The sequence below is a fragment of the Pseudoalteromonas sp. CR1 genome, assembly GCF_019392235.1.
Classification (GTDB): domain Bacteria; phylum Pseudomonadota; class Gammaproteobacteria; order Enterobacterales; family Alteromonadaceae; genus Pseudoalteromonas.
In genome coordinates this window covers 1-262 of the sequence record NZ_JAHXRM010000345.1, presented here as the reverse complement: position 1 = coordinate 262, position 262 = coordinate 1, and the positions used below count along the sequence as shown (strand labels likewise).

Annotated in this window: 1 protein-coding gene; it reads left to right on the top strand. The window is 45.0% G+C overall.

Going from position 1 to position 262, the window contains the following annotated elements:
- Positions 1-35: 35 nt before the first annotated feature.
- Positions 36-262 (top strand): hypothetical protein (locus KZZ04_RS19650; protein WP_219423951.1); only part of this gene is annotated, 227 nt, incomplete at its 3' end.

The window sequence follows — 262 nt, the reverse complement described above, 5'->3', positions numbered from 1 at the left end:
GTGGTCATACTCGACTGATGGAGCAGCTTTCCACGATGCACCGGGAAAAACCGGATCTGCTGATAACTCGGCAAAGTGATGAGAAAGCGATTGAGCGTACCCGCGGGTTTTTTGACACGTGTACGGTTATAGGAGCTTATACACCTCTGGAGAAAATCGCTGCAATCGTAGAATCGCTTAAATCGTACCGTCGGATTGTTTTGCATATTCATCCGGATGACATGATTTCTGTTATTGCATGCAAAATAGTGAAGAGTTTTAC